The sequence below is a fragment of the Chitinophagaceae bacterium genome, from assembly GCA_007695095.1.
Classification (GTDB): domain Bacteria; phylum Bacteroidota; class Bacteroidia; order Chitinophagales; family REEL01; genus REEL01.
Map to the genome: position 1 here is coordinate 1 of REEL01000134.1, position 4,924 is coordinate 4,924.

Below are 4,924 nucleotides of genomic sequence, written 5' to 3' on the forward strand. Positions count from 1 at the left end.
TGCCGCCTTGCGTCAGATTCTGATTGTTAAAAACAAGGGTGTCTCCTTCACAAATAGTGTTATTCAGTACAGTTGTAAGCACAGGATTAACCATAAGTTGCAGTTCAACAATACTGTCACAACCACTTACAGAAGTGAGCGTATCTGTATATATTCCGGCTTCAAATAAGGGTTGTCCACCAAAAATCAGTGTATCCCCGGCACAAATCGTATCTGAAAATTGAATCGGCGTTGACTCTATCACACTCAGATTGAGCGTGTAAGTACTGTCACAACCTTCAGCAGTGGTAAATACCTGCTGAAAACTACCGCTTTCTCCAATACTTGTTCCAAAAAAGTCAATACTGTCACCTGCACAAATTTGTTCCACAAGGTTAAACTCATATACGGGATTTACTGTAAGTGTCAATTCAATAATGCTGTCACAAGCTTGTTGATTCGTTAGTGTATGAGTATAAACACCGGCTCCGGTTAAATTTGATCCGAAAAAAGAGAAGCTTTGTCCTGTACAAATACTTTCAGCAATTTGAGTTGTGTCAACTGCATTTACAAAAATTTCTATTGAGTCACTGCTTGAGCAACCAAAAGAATCTGTTATGGTAACAGCATAATTACCTCCGCTTTCAACTGTTACCGTTTGGGTTCCTGGCAATCCTGCCGGAGACCATGTATAAGTCACAAAATCTGCACCCGCATCTAACATGATTGGGAAATCATTAGAACAGATTTCCTGATTTCCTCCAAGATTGGTAAGTCCGCTCGGGCAAGTGGTGCTAAATAACGTTTTCCCTGACCAATCACTAATTGTGTCACTACATACCATACGCACATGAAAGCTGTAATCTGTATTTGGGTTCAGTCCGTTGATGACAAGCGTTGTATCAGTTATGTTGGAATAAATTTGCGTAAAATTGTTTGTTCCCGGTACAAAATTTTCATCTCCCACTTCAACAGTCCAGCTTTGTGCATTTGCATTATCATCCCAGGAAATTAAGGCTCCATCACTGTTTTCATTTAAAACTACAGGGTTACTAACTGCTTGGCAGTCGCTCACCGTTTGAAAACTGAATGGCCCGGTCCAATCACTTTGCTCACTACCACAAATTGATTTTATATATGCTACATACAAAGTAGCCGGATTTAGTCCTGTAATTTCAAAAGGTGGTTGCCCTCCAAGATTAAACGTTTGCAAAGCATTGCCTGTCCCGGGTGTAAACGAACCGTCATTTATTTCTATCACAAAACTATCGATGCTTCCGACATGATTCCAATCCAAAATTGCACTGTTAGATGTCGCTTCCACAAGGGAAATACCTGCCGGTTTCCCACAAGGAGTTACTTCTATTTTAAAATCAAAAGATCTTAGGTAAAAGGGTGCATTATGCCTGTTCAGCATGATATAGTAAGTACCCGGCGTAAAAAACTGTTCCCTTTGAAATGAGCTTGCTGTTGAAAAAACAGTGTATAAACAAATAGAAGACTGTGGGCATTGATCCATTATAGCCATTGAAGCGCCTCCCGGATTATTTTCCCATTGAATGTTCACAGCAATATTTTCAGTAACATCTACCTGGTAAATCATATCCTGTCCGACACCTAAAAAACCTAAGCAGGTAGTTTGTTCATAATCATCTCCCCTGAAGTAAGTTGACTGATTCAAATCAATAAAAGGCAAGTCTCCCGGAACATCCACAACAATCGGGTTTGAGCAGTTATCTCCTTGACCTACAGTCCTGAAAACATAAGGCCCGGTCCATTCCGATGAATCACTTCCGCAAACAGCACGAAAATAAATATCGTAAGCAGTGTTTTCATCTAAGTTGTCAATTGTAAAAGGGTAAGTATTTGAACTCACAACAGTGCCGTTTCCTGGCGTGAAACCCAAAGGTGCATATTCAGCAACCCAGTCATTTACTTCAGCCGGATTGTCCCATGTAAAGTGAACAGAATTACTGCTCACACTATCCACAAATGGATTCAGAATTTCTACACATGCCGGAACTTCCCTGACTCTGAAATTTTTTATTTGAATGATAGAAGATGAACTGTTAAAGGTTGTGTTACTTGAGCTTGCCAAAAAACCAATCAATTGTTTCCCCGTATAGCCGCTTAAATTGACCACTTTTCTTGTCCAAAACCATTCAGGTGGTGCATTTTTATCCGCAACAAATTCTATATTTTGAAAAAGAAACTGTAGTGTTTCTCCTAATTGATAATTGGTATTCGAACTTAGCCTGACTTGTAATGTTTCATCTATATTTAACTCGCCGGGATAATCCTGATTTCCGGTTCGTAAACGAATATCAAATTCAAGTTGATATTCTGAAGTGCCGTCCCCAAAGTCTATTGCTTTTGAAATGATATAATCAAATCTTTGTCCGGTAAAACTTATGGTAGCATAATCATCAGCAAGCCCCCAGTTAAGTGAATTGAAAGTAGTAATTGTAGAATTGTCATTGAAAGATGCCCTTGCTTTTGTCCAGCAATGAGGCAACTCAGCATTTTCAATAGTGACAGTATAATCGGGAGTTTCCCATCCACATATAGTAGTGTAATTTACCGGGCCTTTCCAACTCGATTCACCGGAATATCCGCACTGTGTTTTGATGTAAAAATCATATTCAGTAGTTTCATCTAAACCAACTATCAATACAGTGTCTTGATCTGTAACAGTAATAGTCAAAATCTCTTCCTCATTGCCTGGTGTAAAACCACTGAATCCGCCCTCAATCAGCCATTCGTTTTGGCCAAATGGAGCAAACCATTCCAATACGACTTCATACGCACCTGGAGTTAAAAGTCCAAAGGAATCTACTTGATTACAGACAAACGGAACAATAGCAATGTTATCTATATTTAATGGTGTGCTACCGGTTTGCTGCTCTACAAATTCGAATGCAAAGAATAATCGTTCCCCGTTGAGACTATCAATTTCAAGCACAATCTCTTCCCATTGATCAGAAGAAGTGGTAAAGGTTCCAAGTAAAATATCAAAATTATCCGGATGTATATAGGTTGACCTCGTCGCCCAAACATTATAGGTATTTGAGGCCCCGGCTGTTGCGTTTTTGGCATCCCAGCGCAAGATATGGTTGGATCCCACATTGATTGCCCGACTTACAAAAAAGCCGTCGTTATCTTCAGTTTCAATGTAACCCTGACCTAAAGTCCAGGCAGTATCAGGTATTGAAAACCAAGTCAATTGTTCCGGTAATGTATCATTAAACTCCTCTATGCTCGAGTTTGCAGTACTCACCATCGGCACATAGTAATTGAGCGGTCCCACCCAATCAGAAGTGTCACTACTACATGCTGCACGAACATAGTAGTCATATTGAGCACCCGGTATTATGCCAAAAAGGGTATTAAAATTTGGAGAAGTGTAAGTGTTGGCAAAAGTTTCATTGCCTGTTCCGGGCGCAAAGCCTGGTTCTCCAAGTTCAGTGTCCCACGAGTTTTCATTGCTACCCGGCTGCCATTCAAAAGTTGAAGAAAAAGAAGAATGACCACGTACATTTACTTCTGATGGCGGAAGGCAGCTTCCTGCCGGAAAAACATTAATACTGTAATCTTCCGCTTCTCCCCAAACCACATTAGTAGGACAAGGAGCTAAATTATTCGTTGAATTTCTAACTGCCACAACCCTTAAGCGGGTAATCCCTGTATCGGCAGTTGCAGGAATGGTTACAGGTATTGTTTGAATGGAGTTATTTGGAAAGTTAAAAACACCTGTCAAATTTTCCGCAGGATCATCAAAAACTCCATCTTGATTCCAGTCTGCATAAACGCCGGCCTTGGGTCCATTTTGGATAGGAAAACCGGTGCGTAATTGCAGGTCGTATGTCTCCCCTGCTACTACATTTATTACCTGATCCGTATAATCACTATAAGCAATTTCATTTATACCGGAAGTATTTGTAATATTATTCAAACCAAATAGACTAACTCCGGGACCACTGGTAATAGATGAAAATTGAGGTAAACAATAGCCATCCAAATCCAGCATTATAATTTTAAACTCATCTAAAAATATTTCATCCCGCTCACCGGTTCCGGATATTGCTTCTATTGTCCATCTTAAATAAACATAATCACCATCTGCTAAATCAACGGGTGTAAAATGTCTGGGGTTCGTAAAAGTTAAATTAGGGTTAGCCTGAGCATTTACCGGAGTAGTATTTGACCAGCGATCAACCCAGCTAAGCATATCATCATCAGATACGGCAAAGGTAGTTCTGGTAGAGTTGTTTTGATCATTAAATCGCTGATATACAAACGAAGTTCTGATATAATCCACGTCTCTGCCGGTATTATTTTGAATCTTCAGGATTATACTTCCCGGATTCAATTCATCATCGTCAGGTTGGAACATCAATTTGGAAGAACTCCCATTTGCTGGATGTGCATAAATGCCTCCAAGTGAAACACCTTGATCAGCCGTTCCTCTGGCAAAACTACCTGTTACACCCTCATCTCCAAATAAGACATCCCCTCCGGACAATCCTGTTACAGACCATGCATTGCTATTTAGCTGACCCGGAGCCGGTGTAGCAGAAAAACCTGTCCCCTGATACTGACCGTTCAATACACCGGGAACACTTTCTTCAAAATTAATAATGTATTCTTCATTAATACTCCCGATTTGCCATTGAGCTTTAAGTTGATTAACAGTCAGAAAGAAAAATAAAGGCAGGAAATATTTTACTGTTGTAGTGCAGAAATTTCTCATTAAAATACAGTTTAAAGTGTAAATATCGTCAAAACAAAGCTAACAGAATTGTTTTCATGAGCTAAAATATTAAAAATATTGAAAAAAATTCACCATAATTATGTTAATTTATTTATAAGTCTAATGTGCTAATGGTAAAATGCTTTAAATGAAAAAAACATAAAAAATTTTATTCACAGTAAGCAATTAAAAATT

The 4,924-nt window shown here is 39.2% G+C and carries 1 protein-coding gene; it reads right to left on the reverse strand.

All coding sequences use genetic code 11. From position 1 onward, the window contains the following. On the reverse strand, positions 1-4,729 hold a 4,729-nt coding region (locus EA412_10865), incomplete at its 3' end, for a hypothetical protein (protein TVR77555.1). Positions 4,730-4,924: the final 195 nt, after the last annotated feature.